Origin of the sequence: Streptomyces sp. NPDC060035, from assembly GCF_042736635.1 — a bacterium.
GTDB lineage: Bacteria > Actinomycetota > Actinomycetes > Streptomycetales > Streptomycetaceae > Streptomyces.
On record NZ_JBHWVO010000051.1, the window covers coordinates 1 to 15,478 of the forward strand.

The 15,478-nt window shown below is 68.8% G+C and carries 10 protein-coding genes; 3 read left to right on the forward strand and 7 right to left on the reverse strand.

What is annotated here, in order from left to right; translation table 11 throughout:
* Positions 1-54: 54 nt before the first annotated feature.
* The 3 genes from ACFWBQ_RS37225 to ACFWBQ_RS37235 form a co-directional block, all read right to left on the reverse strand.
* Positions 55-5,067: an NAD-glutamate dehydrogenase gene (locus tag ACFWBQ_RS37225; protein WP_385508189.1), complete on the reverse strand. Its 5,013-nt coding sequence runs from the start codon at positions 5,065-5,067 to the stop codon at positions 55-57.
* A gap of 404 nt (positions 5,068-5,471) precedes the next feature.
* Positions 5,472-6,152, reverse strand: coding sequence for an HAD family hydrolase (locus ACFWBQ_RS37230; protein WP_385508192.1), 681 nt, complete (start codon positions 6,150-6,152; stop codon positions 5,472-5,474).
* A 30-nt stretch (positions 6,153-6,182) separates the two neighbouring features.
* Entirely contained in the window at positions 6,183-6,689 is a 507-nt protein-coding gene (locus ACFWBQ_RS37235) for a DUF6912 family protein (RefSeq protein WP_385508195.1), read from the reverse strand.
* Between the two features lie 286 nt (positions 6,690-6,975).
* Here ACFWBQ_RS37235 and ACFWBQ_RS37240 point away from each other — a divergent pair, with 286 nt between their 5' ends.
* Entirely contained in the window at positions 6,976-7,404 is a 429-nt protein-coding gene (locus ACFWBQ_RS37240) for an Rv3235 family protein (RefSeq protein ID WP_385508238.1), read from the forward strand.
* A 219-nt stretch (positions 7,405-7,623) separates the two neighbouring features.
* Here the strand turns inward: ACFWBQ_RS37240 and secA are convergent, their stop codons facing one another.
* A complete protein-coding gene (secA, locus tag ACFWBQ_RS37245) occupies positions 7,624-10,449 on the reverse strand; it encodes a preprotein translocase subunit SecA (RefSeq protein WP_385508198.1) in 2,826 nt (941 codons plus the stop codon).
* A 240-nt stretch (positions 10,450-10,689) separates the two neighbouring features.
* On the opposite strand from secA, the gene ACFWBQ_RS37250 reads away from it, so the two are divergent.
* Both ACFWBQ_RS37250 and ACFWBQ_RS37255 read left to right on the forward strand, forming a co-directional pair.
* Entirely contained in the window at positions 10,690-11,265 is a 576-nt protein-coding gene (locus tag ACFWBQ_RS37250) for a GNAT family N-acetyltransferase (RefSeq protein ID WP_385508200.1), read from the forward strand.
* Positions 11,266-11,482: 217 nt separating this feature from the next.
* Entirely contained in the window at positions 11,483-12,658 is a 1,176-nt protein-coding gene (locus ACFWBQ_RS37255) for a winged helix-turn-helix domain-containing protein (RefSeq protein ID WP_385508203.1), read from the forward strand.
* A gap of 45 nt (positions 12,659-12,703) precedes the next feature.
* Here ACFWBQ_RS37255 and ACFWBQ_RS37260 read toward each other — a convergent pair whose 3' ends face one another.
* The 3 genes from ACFWBQ_RS37260 to ACFWBQ_RS37270 all read right to left on the reverse strand — a co-directional run bounded on the left by ACFWBQ_RS37260 (position 12,704) and on the right by ACFWBQ_RS37270 (position 15,380).
* Positions 12,704-13,456, reverse strand: a complete 753-nt coding sequence (locus tag ACFWBQ_RS37260) for a response regulator (protein ID WP_385508205.1) — start codon at positions 13,454-13,456, stop codon at positions 12,704-12,706.
* A 185-nt stretch (positions 13,457-13,641) separates the two neighbouring features.
* Positions 13,642-14,331 (reverse strand): ribosome hibernation-promoting factor, HPF/YfiA family, encoded by a 690-nt coding sequence (gene hpf / locus ACFWBQ_RS37265; protein WP_329210404.1) that lies wholly within the window; start codon positions 14,329-14,331, stop codon positions 13,642-13,644.
* A 329-nt stretch (positions 14,332-14,660) separates the two neighbouring features.
* Positions 14,661-15,380 (reverse strand): ComF family protein, encoded by a 720-nt coding sequence (locus tag ACFWBQ_RS37270; RefSeq protein ID WP_385508209.1) that lies wholly within the window; start codon positions 15,378-15,380, stop codon positions 14,661-14,663.
* Between the last annotated feature and the right edge of the window lie 98 nt (positions 15,381-15,478).

The following is a 15,478-nucleotide window of genomic DNA, read 5'->3' on the forward strand; positions in this document are numbered from 1 at the left end:
GGGCGATGGGCCCGTCCGGCGGTCGTGGTCCTGGCGGCCGCCGGCCGCCCTCGCTCACGCGTGCGTACGCAGCAGGGTCCTCATCGTCCGCATGGCCACCGACAGGTTCGCCAGGTCGAAGGCGTCCGAGCCCTGGATCTCCTCCAGGGTGGAGCGCGACCGCGTCAGGATCGCCGCGTTCTTCTCCTCCCAGGCCTTGAACCGCTGCTCGGGCGTCGACGTCCCGTTGCCGACGGACAGCACGTCCGAGGTCAGCGCGGCGTGCGCCGCGTACAGGTCCTCGCGGATGGAGGCGCGGGCCATGGACTGCCACCGGTCGGCCCGCGGCAGCTCGATGATCCGGTCCATCAGCTGGGTGATGCCCAGCCGGTCGGCCAGGTCGTAGTAGACCTCGGCCACGGCCTGCGCGTCCTTGCCCGTACGGTCCGCGATCGCCACGATGTCCAGCGCCGGGAAGGCCGAGGAGAACCCGGCCACCCGCACCGCCAGCTCGTCCGGGACCCCCACCGAGGTGAGTTCGTCGAGGATCGACTGGTACCACTCGAGGTCGGCGCCCCTGAGCAGCTTGGGCAGTTCGTTCCAGACCTGCCCGACACCGTCGCGGAAGAACTCGACGGTCTGGGCGATCTCGACCGGCTGCGGCCTGTTGCCGAGCAGCCAGCGCGCACCGCGCTCGACGAGCCGACGGGAGTGCAGACGGATCCGGGTCTGCACATCGGCGGCGACCTGGTTGTCGAGCGCCTCGACGGCGTCCCACACCTTGGAGAGGCCGAAGATCTCACGGGCGGCGAACTGCGCCCGCACGATCTCCTCCAGCGACGCCCCGGTCTCCTCCCGCAGCCGGTGCAGGAACGTCGAACCCGCGGTGTTCACGGTGTCGTTGACCAGTACCGTCGTGATGATCTCGCGGCGCAGCGCGTGCCCGTCGACAGCCTCCGGGAAGCGTTCGCTCAACTGCGGGGGGAAGTAGGCGTGCACCAGCTTCTGCAGATGCGCGTCGTCCGGCAGGCTGGTGGAGATCAGCTCGTCGGCTGCCGTGATCTTGGTGTACGCGATCAGCACGGCCAGTTCGGGCTGGCTCAGCCCCTTGCCGTGGTTCAGCAGTTCGCGGATCTGCCGGTCGTTCGGCAGGAACTCCAGTGCCCGGTCCAGGTGCCCGTCGCGGCCGAGCCTGCGCATGAAGCGCTGGTGGGCGTGGAGCAGTGACGGTGCCTGGGCGCAGGCGTTGGAGAGCGCGATGTTCTGCGCGTAGTTGTTGCGCAGGACCAGCCGGCCGACCTCGTCGGTCATCTCGGCGAGCAGCTTGTTGCGCTGCTTGACGGTCATGTCGCCGTCCCGGACCAGACCGTTGAGCAGGATCTTGATGTTCACCTCGTGGTCGGAGGTGTCCACACCGGCGCTGTTGTCGATCGCGTCGGTGTTGATCCTGCCGCCGGAGCGTGCGAACTCGATGCGGCCGAGCTGGGTGGCCCCGAGGTTGCCGCCCTCGCCCACGACCTGGGCACGCAGGTCCTCGCCGTTGACCCGGATCGCGTCGTTGGCCTTGTCGCCGACATCGGCGTTCGACTCGGCGGACGACTTGATGTACGTACCGATGCCGCCGTTCCACACGAGGTCGACCGACGCCTTGAGGATGTTCTGCATCAGCTCGGCGGGCGTCATCTTGGCGACCTTCGACTCGATGCCGAGCGCCTCGCGGATGTGCGCGTTGATCGGGATCGACTTCGCCGAACGCGGGTGGATTCCACCGCCCGCGGAGAGCAGTTCCTTGTTGTAGTCGGCCCAGGAGCTGCGCGGCAGGTCGAAGAGCCGGCGCCGCTCGGCGTACGAGGTGGCCGCGTCCGGATTCGGGTCGATGATGATGTGGCGGTGGTCGAAGGCCGCGACCAGCCGGATGTGCTCGGAGAGCAGCATGCCGTTGCCGAACACGTCACCGGACATGTCGCCGACACCGACGACGGTGAAGTCCTCGGTCTGGGTGTCGTGGCCGAGCTCACGGAAGTGCCGCTCGACGGACTCCCAGGCACCGCGGGCGGTGATGCCCATGCCCTTGTGGTCGTAGCCGGCGGAGCCGCCGGAGGCGAAGGCGTCACCGAGCCAGAAGCCGTACGCGACGGCCACGTCGTTGGCGATGTCGGAGAACTTCGCCGTGCCCTTGTCGGCGGCGACGACGAGGTAGGTGTCGTCCTCGTCGTGACGCACGACATCGGCGGGCGCCACGACCTCGCCCATCACCATGTTGTCGGTGATGTCGAGCAGCGCCGAGATGAACGTCTTGTAGGAGGCGATGCCCTCCGCCATCCAGGCGTCACGGTCGACGGACGGGTCCGGGAGCTGCTTGGCGACGAAGCCGCCCTTGGCGCCGACCGGCACGATCACGGTGTTCTTGACCATCTGCGCCTTGACCAGGCCGAGGATCTCCGTACGGAAGTCCTCCCGCCGGTCCGACCAGCGCAGACCACCGCGGGCGACCTTGCCGAAACGCAGGTGGACGCCCTCGACACGCGGCGAGTACACCCAGATCTCGAACGCCGGTCGGGGCGCGGGAAGATCCGGGATGGCCTGCGGGTCGAACTTCATCGAGACGTAGCCGTGCGGCTCGCCGTCGTCGGCCAGCTGGAAGAAGTTGGTCCGCAGCGTGGCCTTGATGACGGTGAGGAAGGAGCGCAGGATCCGGTCCTCGTCGAGCGAGGCGACCTGGTCCAGGGCCCCGTCCAGCTCCTCCAGCAGCCCGTCGGTCAGCTCCGTACCGGCCTTCTGACGGCTCGGCGACATCCGGGCCTCGAAGAGGGAGATCAGCAGCCGGGTGGTGTGGACGTTGTTGCGGAGGGTGTCCTCCATGTAGTCCTGGCTGAAGGTCGAACCCGCCTGGCGCAGGTACTTCGCGTAGGCGCGCAGCACCATCGCCTGGCGCCAGTCGAGCCCGGCGCCCAGTACGAGGGCGTTGAAGCCGTCGTTCTCCGCCTTTCCGGTCCAGACGGCGGCGAAGGCCTCCTGGAAACGCTCCCGGGCGTCGTCGGCGAGGTAGCCGCCGTTGCCGCCGGCCTTGGGCATGCGCAGGCCGAAGTCGTAGACCCAGGCGTTCGTACGGTCGGCGCAGCGCAGCTCGTAGGGACGCTCGTCGACGACCTCGACGCCGAGCCGCTGGAGCGCGGGGAGCACGGCGGAGAGGGAGACCTGCTCACCGGTCCGGTAGATCTTGAAGCGGCGCACGCCGGGGCCGACTCCGACCGGCTCGTACAGGCTGAGCGCGAAGTCCTTCCTGTCGCTCTTGAGCGCTTCGAGGTGGACCAGGTCGGCCACGGCTGCACGCGGCGAGTGGTCGGCCTTGTAGCCCTCCGGGAAGGAGTGCCCGTAGCGGCGCAGCAGCTCGGCGGCACGTTCCTCACCGCACTCGGCGTTCAGTGCTTCCTGGAAGCCGTCGGCCCAGGAGCGGGCGGCCTCGACGAGACGGGCCTCGATGCGGTCGGCGTCCGCGTCGGTGAGGTGCTGCAGCTCGGTGCCCGGCGGGACCCGGACGACGAAGTGCAGCCGGGAGAGGATCGACTCCGTGTTCCAAGCGGTGAAGTCGACGTTGGTGCCGCCCAGTTCCTCCTTGAGGATGTCGATCAGCCGGAGCCGCACACCGGTGGTGTAGCGGTCGCGCGGCAGATAGACGAGCGCGGAGTAGTAGCGCCCGTACTCGTCCTGGCGCAGGTACAGCCGCAGCCTGCGGCGCTCCTGGAGGTAGAGCACGGAGGTGACGATGGAGCGCAGCTGGTCGACGGGCGTCTGGAAGAGCTCGTCGCGCGGGTACGTCTCCAGGATCTGGAGCAGGTCACGGCCGTCGTGGCTGTGGGGCGTGAAGCCCGCGCCCTCGAGCACCTCGGCGACCTTGCGGCGCACGACGGGCACCCGGCGTACGGACTCGGTGTACGCGGCGGACGAGAACAGCCCGAGGAAGCGCCGCTCACCGATGACGTTGCCGTCGGCGTCGAACTTCTTCACCCCGACGTAGTCGAGATAGCTGGGCCGGTGGACGGTCGCACGGCTGTTGGCCTTCGTCAGGACCAGCAGCTTGTGCTCACGGGCCTTGGCGCGGGCGTCGGCGGGCAGCCGGTCGAAGGAGGGGCTCACCGGGTGCGCCTCGTCCTCGCTGTGCGGCGGGTCGGAGCGCAGGATGCCGAGTCCGGTGCCGGGGACGACGCTCAGCGCGTCGCTGTCCCTGAGCTCGTACTCGCGGTAGCCGAGGAAGGTGAAGTGGTCGGCGGCGAGCCAGCGCAGCAGCTCGCGGGCCTCCTCGACCTCGTCGTCACCGAGGTCGTCGAGGGGTTCGGCGGGGAGGTCGTCGGCGATCCGCAGGGCGGCGTCGCGCATCTTCTCCCAGTCCTCGACGGTCTCCCGCACGTCGGACAGGACACGGAGCAGATCGGCGGTGATCTGCTTCAGGTCGGCGCGGTCGGTCTCCCGGTCGATCTCGACGTGGATCCACGACTCGACGAGGGCGTCGTGCGGCAGTTCGGCCTTGGCCTCCGTGCGGCCCTTGCCCCTCTTCACACCGGTCGCCCGGTGCCTGTCCTCGGCGAGGACCTCGATGAGCTTGCCCGTGACATCGCGGCGGACGACGACCTGCGGGTGGATCACGAGGTGGATGCCCCGGCCCTGCCGGGACAGCTCGTTGGTGACCGAGTCGACCAGGAACGGCATGTCGTCGGTGACGACCTCGACGACGGAGTGGCTGGAGGTCCAGCCGTTCTCCTCGACCGTCGGGGTGTGCACCCGGACGTTCGCGGTGCCCTGCGGGCGGTTCTCCGCGAGGCGGTAGTGGGAAGAGGCAGCGCCGAAGAGATCGACCGGGTCACGGTCGGTGACGTCCTCCGGAGCGGTGTGCAGGTAATAGCGCTGGAGGTAGGCGAGCAGCATGTCCTGGCTCGGCCGCTCACCCTGATCGGCCCCGCTGCCGGCCTCGGCGAGGCGCACCTGGGGGGTACCTCCCGGGCCGCCGACACCACCGCCCGGACTGTTGTCAGCTACCCGGGCCGCCCGTGCGAGCAGCTCGGCCTTGGCTTCGTCCAGCTTGGTCTGCATGTCCTCTGGCTCCTGTCGCGCGCCGTTGCGTGACGTAGGTGAGAAAAGACGACGTACCGCCACGACACGGGGTTTCCGGTCTGGTCGACGCTATGCCGCCATGGGAGACACCCGGGACCATATTGGCCATTCTTGGCAGTCGGCCCGGGATTCGGAGATCACGGATCGCCCGGGTGCTGTAGCACTCCGGGCGCAGGCCGGGGGCTTCGCTGCCCCCGAGGCGTATCGCGCTGATCACGGCACAAGGCTATCGCCCCCACACCCACAACCGTCATGAGCCGCATATGTACAAAATAGGAACCCGAACTTTGACACTCTGGACATCGCGCGGGTGCGTTCCGGCACGTATCAGTCAGCGCGGTGCGCCCGCCCGCCGGGACTCCGCGGCTCCCCGCAGACCCCGCTCAGACCGCCATCAGCTCGGCCAGTGCGACGGCTTCTGCCAGCGTGTCCACCACCGGCACCCCCGCCGCCTCCAAGCTGCTACGGCTGTGCGAACCACCGGTGTAGAGCACCGCACGCGCCCCGACATGGGCCGCCGCCACGGCATCGTCCACCGCGTCCCCGATGACCACCGCGCGCTCGGGGGATATCCGGGAGAGCTTCTCCAAGGCCTCGAAGTGCCGCTCCATGTGCTGCGCCTTGCTTCCGCCGGACGGACCGGTACGGCCGTCGACGCGCACGAAATGGCTCTCGATGCCGTACCCCCGCACCACCGGAACCAACTGCTCGTGGCCGTACATGCTGAGCAGCGACTGGCTGTGGCCGGACCGCCCCCACCGCGCCAGCAGCTCCTCGACACCCTCGGTCAGTGCACAGGCGACCCGCCGCTCGGCGTAGTGGCGGTGGAAGATGCCGTCCATGCGGTCCCACTCGGCCTCGGTGGGCAGCCGGCCGAGCAGGCGCTCGTAGAACTTGGGTATCGGCACGCAGTACATCTCGCGGTACTGCTCCAGCGTGATCGGCGCCAGGTCGACCTCCGCGAAGGCGGCATTCGTCGCCCCGATGACCGCGTGGATGTCATCGAGCAGCGTGCCGTTCCAGTCCCAGACCAGATGAGTGCGTTGCTTAGCCGAAGTCGCCATGGATAGAAAAATACTCGCCGGGTACGACACTCAGCCGATCAGACCGGGGATCTCCTGGACCGCGAACCACAGCAGCTCATGGTCCTCCGCACCGTCCACCGTGAACTGCGCGTCGTCGTCACCGAGGTCCGCCGCCCCCAGGGCAGCCGCCGCCGCCGCGACGTCCTTCTCGGCGTCATCGGCGTCCACATGCACGGCGGCGGCCTTCGACAGGGCCACGGTGTCCGCGATCCGCACCTCGCCGAGCGATGCCGCGTCCAGGATGTGATCCGGATCGGCGACCGCCGCTCCGTCCGCCACGTCGAACGCGACGACCACCCGGCGCCGGGGCTCGTCCGGCTTCCCGGCGATCAGCCGCAGGGAGGCGGAGGCGGCCCGGTTGAGCGCCGCGTACTCCAGCTCCTCGATGTCGTCGGAGACGTACCACTCGCGCAGCCCGGGAGTCACCGCATAGGCAGTCAGCGGCCCGGGACCGAGCTCGCCCGCCCCGTGCGCCGCTGTGAGACCGGAGAGGGTCAGAGGGACGTACACACGCATGGCTGACCGCTTTCGTAGTCGACGTCGCCCTCAGGATACGTGGGAGGTCCCCCATCGGGGTTCGCACACCGCCCCCTCCTGTCCACCCCGCAACGGCCGTCACCCCCGCCGGTCCCCTTGCGGCGCGGGGCCCGCCACCCGGATAGGTGATCTCTCCGGGGGCCCGCCCCGCGCCAGGCGCAGCTTGCGGGCCGGGGGGCCGTCCCGTAGAAGATCCCCAACAGAAGTTACCGCCCGGTATCGCTCGGTATGCGACCGGGCTCCGGACAGCACGGGGGCTATGACCATGAGCACGGACAAGACCAGGCCTGCCGGACGACGCGACCGGTCCGGACCGGGCACCGTACCGCCGCAGCGGGCACCCCAGCGGCACCGGCGGCCGCTGCGCCCGCACCAGTGGTTCGCCGAACGCCTGCTCGCCGTCCTGAGCGGCCAGCGCCCGGTGCACTGGATGCTCGGCCACACGATCGGCGAGGCCTACGACCAGCTGACCGAACTCGCTCCGGACGCGCCGCTCGGCGCGGGGAGCAGGCGCCCCGTCGTACGCGCCTGCCACGGCACCCAGCCGGCCACCGGCGTGGTCGAGGCCTTCGCCAGCATCGCCACGGGCGAACAGGTCCGCGCCATGGCCTTCCGGCTGGAGCAGGGCCCCGATCTCCGCTGGCGCTGCGCCGCGGTGGACCTCGGAGGCGAACGCCTCTCGGCCGTCGGATAACCCGCAGCACGACGCCCTGCTCCCCGCCACGGGCCGCGTGACCCGCAACAGGTCCCGCAAAGCCCCGCAGGAGCCGCCACAGGCCACGACAGGCCGCCCCGCAGCTCCGTACGGACACCACGGGGCCTCCACAGCCCTCCGCAGCCCTTCACCGGCCCGAAGAAACGGCCTGGGCCGGACACCACGTGGTGTCCGGCCCAGGCCCTTCAACGATCAGCGCTACTTCTTGCGGCGACGCCCACCGCCGCCACCGCTCTTCTGCGCCTTGCGGCGCTCCGCACGCGTCATTCCGTCGCCTTCGGACCGCTCACCGTCACCATTGGTGAAGTCGCCCTCGACGATGCCGCCCTCCCCGTCCACCGTGGGAGCGGAGAAGTGCAGCCGGTCCGGACGCTGCGGGGCGTCCAGGCCCTTGGCCCGGATCTCCGGACGGGCAGCGGCCGCCACAGGCACATCCTGCTTCGCGAGCGAGGTCCGCTCCGCCGAATCCTGCACCGGAACCTCCTCGACCTGCTGCTCGACCTGGACCTCCAGGTTGAACAGGTAGCCGACGGACTCCTCCTTGATGCCCTCCATCATGGCGTTGAACATGTCGAAGCCCTCGCGCTGGTACTCGACCAGCGGGTCCTTCTGCGCCATGGCCCGCAGACCGATGCCCTCCTGGAGATAGTCCATCTCGTAGAGGTGCTCACGCCACTTGCGGTCCAGGACGGACAGGACCACGCGCCGCTCCAGCTCGCGCATGATCTCCGAGCCGAGCGACTTCTCGCGCTCCTCGTACTGCTCGTGGATGTCGTCCTTGACCGACTCGGCGATGAAATCGGCCGTGACCCCGGCCAGGTCACCCGCCGCGTCCTCCAGCTCGGCGACCGAGACCTTCACCGGGTAGAGCTGCTTGAAGGCACCCCACAGCCGGTCCAGGTCCCACTCCTCGGCGAAGCCCTCGGCGGTCTCCTGCCGGATGTAGTCGTCGATCGTGTCGTCCGTGAAGTGACGGATCTGGTCCTGCAGATCCTCACCCTCCAGGACACGACGACGCTCGCCGTAGATGACCTCGCGCTGCCGGTTGAGCACCTCGTCGTACTTCAGGACGTTCTTACGCGTCTCGAAGTTCTGCTGCTCCACCTGCGACTGCGCGGAGGCGATCGCGCGGGTCACCATCTTGTTCTCGATCGGTACGTCGTCGGGAACGTTCGCCATCGACATGACGCGCTCGACCATCTGCGCCTTGAACAGCCGCATCAGGTCATCGCCCAGCGAGAGGTAGAACCGGGACTCGCCCGGGTCGCCCTGACGGCCGGAACGACCGCGCAGCTGGTTGTCGATGCGCCGCGACTCGTGCCGCTCGGTGCCCAGCACATAGAGCCCACCGAGATCCTTGACCTCGTCGTGCTCGGCCTTGACGGCCCGCTCGGCCTTCTCCAGCGCGGCAGGCAGTGCCGCAGCCCACTCCTCGACGTGCTCGACGGGGTCGAGGCCCCGCTGGCGCAGCTCCGCCTCCGCGAGGTCGTCGGGGTTGCCGCCGAGCTTGATGTCGGTGCCTCGTCCAGCCATGTTCGTGGCGACGGTGACGGCACCCTTGCGGCCCGCCTGGGCGATGATCGGCGCTTCCCTGTCGTGCTGCTTGGCGTTCAGCACCTCGTGCTGGACACCCCGCTTGGAGAGCTGCTGCGAGAGGTACTCGGACTTCTCGACCGAGGTGGTGCCGACCAGGATCGGCTGCCCCTTCTCGTGCTTCTCGGCGATGTCGTCGACGACCGCGGCGAACTTCGCGACCTCGGTGCGGTAGATCAGGTCCGACTGGTCGGCACGGACCATCGGGCGGTTCGTCGGGATCGGCACGACGCCCAGCTTGTAGATCTGGTGGAACTCGGCGGCCTCGGTCATCGCCGTACCGGTCATGCCCGAGAGCTTGCCGTACAGGCGGAAGAAGTTCTGCAGGGTGATCGTGGCGAGCGTCTGGTTCTCGTCCTTGATGTCCACCCCTTCCTTCGCCTCGATGGCCTGGTGCATGCCCTCGTTGTAACGGCGGCCGGCGAGGATACGGCCGGTGTGCTCGTCGACGATCATGACTTCGCCGTCGATGACGACGTAGTCCTTGTCCTTCTTGAAGAGTTCCTTGGCCTTGATCGCGTTGTTGAGGTACCCGACGAGCGGCGTGTTCACCGACTCGTAGAGGTTGTCGATCCCGAGCCAGTCCTCGACCTTCGAGACACCGGGCTCGTGGATGGCCACGGTCCGCTTCTTCTCGTCGACCTCGTAGTCGCCGGTCTCCTCGATGCCCTTCAGCGGGTTGCCCGCCTCACCCCTGGCGAGACGCGTGACCAGCTTGGCAAAGTCCCCGTACCACTTGGTGGCCTGGTCGGCCGGGCCGGAGATGATCAGCGGCGTACGTGCCTCGTCGACGAGGATCGAGTCGACCTCGTCGACGATGGCGAAGTAGTGGCCGCGCTGGACGAGCTCGTCCTGGGACCACGCCATGTTGTCGCGGAGGTAGTCGAAGCCGAACTCGTTGTTCGTTCCGTACGTGATGTCGCAGGCGTACTGCTCACGGCGCTGCGCCGGCGTCATGTTGGCGATGATGCAGCCGACGTCGAGACCGAGGAACTTGTGGACCCGGCCCATCATCTCCGAGTCACGCTCGGCCAGATAGTCGTTGACCGTGATCAGGTGCACTCCCTTGCCGGAGAGTGCGTTGAGATAAGCGGGCAGGGTGCCGACGAGGGTCTTGCCCTCGCCGGTCTTCATCTCGGCCACATAGCCGAGGTGCAGGGCGGCTCCGCCCATCATCTGAACGTCGTAGTGGCGCTGTCCGAGAACGCGCTTGGCGGCCTCACGGACGGTCGCGAATGCTTCGGGAAGCAGGTCATCCAGGCTCTCGCCGTCCGCGTACCGTTCCTTGTACTCGTCGGTGAGCGCCCGCAGCTCGGCATCGGAGAGGTTGACGAAGTCCTCTTCGAGGGAGCTGACCTGGTCCGCGATGCGGTGCAGTTTGCGCAGGATCTTGCCTTCGCCTGCACGCATGAGCTTGTTGAAGACGGACACTGAGGCTGGTCTCCTTGCCGGTCGGGCCTGGCACTGGGTCGTGTAATGGACTCTGGCGCGGGCACGGCAGGTCGGCCCCACCGCAACGGTCATCGTAAGCGAGGACCCCGCCGCGCCGGGAGAGCTGCCACAGCGTTGCCCTCGCTGCACCCTTCCAGGACAACGGCTCAAGGGTGCGGAAGGTGCCGGGAAGCCCGAAAAGTGTTCGCTTCCCGGGTGCCGGAACACCACAATCCCTGCATGGAACCGATCACCCTCACCACGGAACGCCTGGTTCTGCGGCCCTTCGGACCTCAGGACGCGGACACGGCGTACGCCGCCTGCCAGGATCCGGACATCCAGCGATGGACGGTCGTTCCTTCCCCTTACACCCGCGCCGACGCGGAGCTCTTCACCGGAAAACTCTCCCCGGCCGGCTGGCAGGAGGACTCGGCGTACAACTTCGCTGTGATGCTGCGGGACAACGGACCGCTTGTCGGCGCCCTCGGCATCACCCGCCACAGCCACCCGGGAACGTACGAGGTCGGTTACTGGACGGCCCGGGAGCACCGCGGCCTCGGCTTCACGACGGAAGCGGTCCTCGGCGGGGCCCACTGGGCATTCACCGCCCTCGCCGCGGACCGCCTCGAATGGCGGGCCGAGGTCGGCAACGACCCGTCCCGGTCAGTCGCCCGGCGGGCGGGCTTCCGCATGGAGGGCGAACAGCGGTCGGCGCTGGTCAACAAGGGGATACGGCGCGACACCTGGATCGGGTCGCTGATCCCCGCAGATCTGGGACTGCCCGGCACCCTGCCGTATCTGCCGGCCCGGTCCTGAACCGGTCCCGGCCCCGCACTACCGCGGCCGGCCGGTCGGCCAGCCGACATCGAAGGCCACGGCCCGAGAAGACCCGCGAAAGCCAGGCAGGAACAGACCCGGAGACGGGAGCGGGAGCAGACCCGAAGACCGGAGCGGGAGCAGACCCGCAGACGAGAGCGGGAGCAAACTTGAAGGCCGGAGCCGGATGTCGGTGCAGCCCTCTAGGGTTCGATGCATGACGTCTGTGCCGCCTTCCGTCCTCGAACTCTCCGCCGACCAGGCGCGCCGGATCGCCCTGCGGGCCCAGGGCTTCCTGGGTGCTCCCGACCGCCGGGGCGGAGTGCCCGGGGTGCTGCGTCACCTCGGGGCCGTCCAGCTCGACACGATCTCGGTCCTCGCCCGCTCGCACGAACTCGTGCCCTACGCGCGACTCGGCGCCGTCGGCCGGCGCACGGTCGACGAGGCGTACTGGTCGGGTGGCCGCTCGTTCGAGTACTGGTCGCACGCCGCGTGCATCCTGCCGGTCGAGGAATGGCCGCACTTCGCGTTCCGCCGCCGCGCCTACCGCGCCCGCCCCCACTGGAACCACGACCTGCCCGACGGGGCATACGACACGGTGATCAAGCAGCTGCGCGCCGAGGGCCCGCTGACAGCGACCGAGCTCGGCGGCGCGAAGAACGGCGGCGAGTGGTGGGACTGGTCGGCGTCGAAGGTCGCCGTCGAACGGGCCCTGATGTACGGCGAGGTGGTGTGCACCGAGCGGCGCAGCTGGAAGCGCGTCTACGACCTGGCCGAGCGTGCGATTCCGGAGGCCGTGCTCCACGACGACCTGGACGACGCCGAGTGCCAGCGCCGACTGGTGGCCCTGGCGGGCCGTTCGCTGGGTGTCGGCACCCGCGCGGACATCGCCGACTACCACCGGCTCAAGGGCGAGCAGTTCGACGCCGTGGTCGCGGACTCGGGGCTGGTCCCGGTGTCGGTGCAGGGATGGGCCAAGCCGGCCTGGGCGGACCCGGAGGCCTTGGCCTCCGAGCCCCGCGGACGGCACCGCACGACCCTGCTGTCGCCGTTCGACTCGCTGATCTGGGAGCGGGCGCGCACCGAGCGGATCTTCGGATTCACCCATCGCCTCGAGGCCTACGTGCCCAGGCCCAAGCGGATCCACGGCTACTTCGCGATGCCTCTGCTGGCGGGCGGCAAACTGCAGGGCAGGGTCGACCCGGCACGCGAAGGCACCACGCTGGTCGCCCGCCAGGTGTCTCTGGAGGGCAGGAAGACCGTGCCGCCGATGGCCGAGGCGCTGGTCGAAGCGGCGTCCTGGGTCGGCTGCACGGATGTCCGGCTGGAGCGGGTCGACGCCCCGGAACTGCGCGAGCCACTCATGGCGGAAATCGCCCGCCTCCTCGCGTGAGCTCCGCAGACGGGGAGATGGGCGGGGAGAGCCCGGCACCGACCGCTATCTGATCTCGAGAATCTTCTCCCGCATGGCATAGACCACGGCTTCCATCCGGGAGTGCAGCTGAAGCTTCTCCAGAATATTGCGGACGTGGTTCTTCACGGTGTTCTCGGAAATGAACAATTCCTTGGCGATATCGCGATTGTTCATCCCCGTCGCCACGAGCTTGAGAACTTCGAGCTCCCGCTCCGTGAGCCGCGGCGCCGGAACCAGCCGGCGCTCGTCGGTGCGCTGAATCATCGACTTGAACTCGGTGAGCAGCTTGGATGCCATCGACGGACTGATCTGGGACTGCCCGTCCGCCACCGCGCGAATGGCCGTGGCCACCTCGTCGGTGGAGATCTCCTTGAGGAGATAGCCGGTGGCGCCCGCCTTGATCGCCTCGTAGAGGTCGGCCTCCTCATCGCTGATCGTCAGCATGATGATCTTTGCGCTGGGTGCCACCTCCTTGATGGAGGTGCAAGCCTCGATGCCTCCGCGCTTGGGCATCCGTACATCCATCAGCACGATGTCGGGCAGCAGATCCGCTGCCTTGTCGACCGCCTCCGCGCCGTCACCCGCCTCGCCCACGACCTGGATGTCCTCCTCCTGCGCGAGGACGATCTCCAGACCTCTGCGGAACAGCGCATGGTCATCGACAACAAGAACCCGGATGGGCTCCTTGCGGGAACTGCCGTCGTCCGCACCGGCATCCGCACCGGCTGCGTCGTCGGCAGCGTTCGTATCACGCACGGGCCCGAAGGTGTCCGCCATCGTTCCTCCCCCTGAAGGCCACGGCCTGAGGTCACAGGCTGTCCGCCAACGGCACTTCGCAGAACACCGATTGGCTTGGGACGCCATGATTTCATGCCCGGACGCCGGTGCGGTGATCCTGTCGTCGCACGCGGGTGCCCCCGGGGCGCAAAAGCACTTCCAGGGGCACCACGAAAGGGATGGCGTCAGCCGCCGAGCGCACCGCCCGCGCCGCCTGCCTCGTCGGAGGCCAGCGGGTCGGTCCTCAGATGGATGACACCGTAGTCGTAGGCGTGCCGCCGGTAGACGACACTGGGCTCCTTGGTCTCGGAGTCGACGAACAGGTAGAAGTCGTGCCCGACCAGCTCCATCTCGTAGAGCGCCTGGTCAAGCGTCATCGGTGCTGCGACGTGCGTCTTCTCGCGCACCACCAGCGGTCCCTCGCCCTGAACCTCGAGCGAACCGATCCTGGTGGTGGGCACGGCCGACGGCGTCTCCTCGGGGATCAGCTCGCCGTCCCCGTTGAACGAAGCGGCGCCCGGCACCACCTCACCCACCTCGGAAGCGGACAGACGGCCGTTCCCGCGCCGGCTGTAGCGCTTGTCATGTTCCTTGCGCAGTCGCGCGTCCAGCTTGTCCGTGGCCAGATCCAGCGCAGCGTACGGGTCGCCTGCCGCCGCTTCCGCCCGGATGACCGGCCCACGCGAGCGGAGCGTGATCTCCACCCGTGCCGCGCGGTCGGCCTGACGGGGATTCGGCTCCTTGGACACCTCGACGTCGAGACTGATCACCTTGCCGTCGAACTTCTGGATCTTGTCCAGCTTCAGCTTCTCGGCCACGTGCTTGCGGAACCGCTCGGGCACCTCGGTCTTGCGGCCCTTGACGACGATGTCCACGCAGAACTCCGTTCCCGGATCGCTCCGCTTCAGCGGCGGAGCATCTCCCTTTTGCACCAGGCCCCGGTGATCGCCGGAGCCTCGGACTCGGTGACCTTCACCTCCTCCTCCCCCGCCGGCAAGGTCTCCACCCCACCGACTTCGGTGCTTCTGGCCTACCGGGTAGTTGCCTGCCCGAAACCTGGTGATGCATTCATCGAGGTCCGGCATTCACCGTTCCTCACAACCGAACATAGCCTGCCCACCACCGTGTCGGCACCCGCTACTCGCGCGTACCTCCGATCAGGGCCCTTTCCCCACTCACTACCTGCAGAGATGCAATTCTTCTGTCAGTTCCGGTTTATTTCGAAAGCAGACGGAGAAGCTGAGACAACCGCAGCCCTCAGGACTGTCGCCGCACCGGGTACGGTGCTTTCCGCCGCACGGACGGCGCGTGCCGCCTCTGTCAGCGACGCCCCCGTCGTGAGCAGGTCGTCCACGAGCACCACCCGGCCACCCGCGAGCAGCCGCCGCCCGCCGGCAGCCACCTCCAACGCACCCGCCAGATTCACCTGGCGCTCCCGGGCTCCGAGCCCCGCCTGGTCCGCCACCGCACGCCGCTGCCGCAGCACTGCGAGCACCCTGGCCGCAGTCCCGCCACGCCGCAGCTCAGCCGCGGCGGCCAGCGCGATGCGCCGCGCGGGATCATGGCCGCGCGCAGCCGTGGCACGCCGCGCCGACGGTACGGGCACCAGCAGCAGGGGCCCCGCACCGCTCGACTGCCCCGTCCCGGCCCTCACAGCGCCCGCCAGAGCCCCGCCGAGTGCCCCTGCCAGCCCGAGTGCCCCTCGCTCCTTGTGGGCCAGCAGCATCGCGCGTACCGCGTTCTCGTACGGCGCCGCGGCATGTACCGGCGGGAGTCCCGCAGGCTCGGGATCGGGCCTCACCCGCCGTGGCACCGCGGACAGCGCCGCGGAACACTCCTCGCACAGCTCCGTGCGCGGCCTGCCGCAGCCACCGCAGGCCACCGGCAGGACCAGCCCGGTGATCTCCCGCCACCATCCCCGCACATCCCCACTGTGCCGGGACCAGGAGCACCGGACCACCCCTGTGGACAACGTCTGTGGACAACCCGGAACGGGCGCCGGGGGATCCGCCCGGCCCGCGT

Excerpts from the sequence above, each read along its gene's own strand:
- ACFWBQ_RS37225 (WP_385508189.1), bottom strand. The coding sequence starts at position 5,067 with ATGCAGACCAAGCTGGACGAAGCCAAGGCCGAGCTGCTCGCACGGGCG.
- ACFWBQ_RS37230 (WP_385508192.1), bottom strand. The coding sequence starts at position 6,152 with ATGGCGACTTCGGCTAAGCAACGCACTCATCTGGTCTGGGACTGGAAC.
- ACFWBQ_RS37235 (WP_385508195.1), bottom strand. The coding sequence starts at position 6,689 with ATGCGTGTGTACGTCCCTCTGACCCTCTCCGGTCTCACAGCGGCGCAC.
- ACFWBQ_RS37240 (WP_385508238.1), top strand. The coding sequence starts at position 6,976 with ATGAGCACGGACAAGACCAGGCCTGCCGGACGACGCGACCGGTCCGGA.
- ACFWBQ_RS37250 (WP_385508200.1), top strand. The coding sequence starts at position 10,690 with ATGGAACCGATCACCCTCACCACGGAACGCCTGGTTCTGCGGCCCTTC.
- ACFWBQ_RS37255 (WP_385508203.1), top strand. The coding sequence starts at position 11,483 with ATGACGTCTGTGCCGCCTTCCGTCCTCGAACTCTCCGCCGACCAGGCG.
- ACFWBQ_RS37260 (WP_385508205.1), bottom strand. The coding sequence starts at position 13,456 with ATGGCGGACACCTTCGGGCCCGTGCGTGATACGAACGCTGCCGACGAC.